The sequence below is a fragment of the Actinomyces denticolens genome (genome assembly GCF_002072185.1).
Classification (GTDB): domain Bacteria; phylum Actinomycetota; class Actinomycetes; order Actinomycetales; family Actinomycetaceae; genus Actinomyces; species Actinomyces denticolens.
Genome location: NZ_MVIW01000081.1, coordinates 1 through 1343 on the forward strand (window position 1 = coordinate 1; position 1343 = coordinate 1343).

A 1343-nucleotide genomic window follows, 5' to 3' on the forward strand; every position below is an offset into this window, starting at 1 on the left:
GGCCTCCACAGCCATCCTGGTAGCCCGCTCCCGCAGCTCCTCGGGATACTTCCTTTGTGCACTCATGACAGTGATCCTTCCGTGTGTTCACTGCCTCCATCAAACCCGGTGCAGTTCAAAAGCTGCTGTGGCTGGCCATCTGCAACGCCCGAGGACAAGCACGCCAGACAGCGCGAGAAGGAGAAGAACCTACCCGCCAGCAAACGCAAAGCGCCGGGCCGGCTCGTTGAGGGAGCGGTGACCACCAACTGGAAACAGGCCCTCCAGCAACTCGCCCTGGCCTACCCAGAACGAATCAACCCCCACCTATGACCCAACCCACTTACACAAACATATTGACAGGCTCTCAGGGCGGCGAACAGGCTGGTGGTCCCGGCGCGCACGTAGTCGTGAGCGCGCCGCTCGGGGGTGCCGGGCGCCATCGGGAAGGCCGGCTGGGAGCGGACCGGGGCCTGCACCTGGGTCTTCTCGTCCACGCATAAGACCACCGCCGCCTCCGGCGGGTTCAGGTACAGGCCGACAATGTCGTAGACCTTCTCGGTGAACAGGGGGTCGTTGGACGGCTTGAAGGTCTCGGCGCGGTGGGGCTGGATCCCGAACGCCCGCCAGGTCCGCCCCACGGTGGAGGCCGACAGACCCGACTTGGCCGCCGTCTTCGCCCGCGACCAGTGCGTGGCACCCGCTGGCACCGACTCCAGGGTGTCGACAACCACCTGCTCAACCTGCTCCACACTGATCACCGGCGGACGTCCCGGACGCGGCTCGTCGACCAGCCCGTCCAGCGCCGCTGAAGGAACCTTCCCCGCCACTTACGCACCGTCGGTAGTGAAGCCCCCACCTGCCGGGCAACCTCGGCGTTGGACGCCCCCCGACGCCGCCGCCAGCACGATCCGGCACCGCAGCGCCAGCGCCTGAGACGACTTACGCCTACGCGCCCACCGCTCCAACTGCTCCCGCTCTCCATCACTGAGCGTCAACTCCACCAGAGCCGGTCCTCGCCTCGCCGTCTCGCCACGCTACCAGAAACCAGCAACGAACTAACGACGCAGGACACTAGGGCGGTGGTCGCCGGCCACAGGCGCCCCAAGGGCACCCGCTTCGTCACCACTCGCAAGGGCGACCAGGTCCTGGATGACAAGGCTCTAGCCAGAGCACGCCGCTTGGCGGGGCTCAAGGGCTACGTCAGCAACATCCCCGCCACCGTGATGCCCGCCAGTGAGGTGATTGAACTGCACCGGGTTTGATGGAGGCAGTGAACACACGGAAGGATCACTGTCATGAGTGCACAAAGGAAGTATCCCGAGGAGCTGCGGGAGCGGGCTACCAGGATGGCTGTGGAGGCC

3 pseudogenes are annotated in these 1343 nt (G+C 65.9%); 2 read left to right on the top strand and 1 reads right to left on the bottom strand.

Annotated features, from left to right (window positions below):
* Window positions 1-110: 110 nt before the first annotated feature.
* Window positions 111-312 (top strand): annotated as a pseudogene (locus B1H55_RS11990) (IS256 family transposase); the annotation flags it as partial.
* A gap of 35 nt (window positions 313-347) precedes the next feature.
* On the opposite strand, the pseudogene B1H55_RS11995 reads toward B1H55_RS11990, so the two are convergent.
* A pseudogene (locus B1H55_RS11995) lies at window positions 348-986 on the bottom strand (IS630 family transposase); the annotation flags it as partial.
* A gap of 69 nt (window positions 987-1055) precedes the next feature.
* Here B1H55_RS11995 and B1H55_RS12000 point away from each other — a divergent pair.
* Window positions 1056-1226 (top strand): annotated as a pseudogene (locus B1H55_RS12000) (IS1634 family transposase); the annotation flags it as partial.
* Between the last annotated feature and the right edge of the window lie 117 nt (window positions 1227-1343).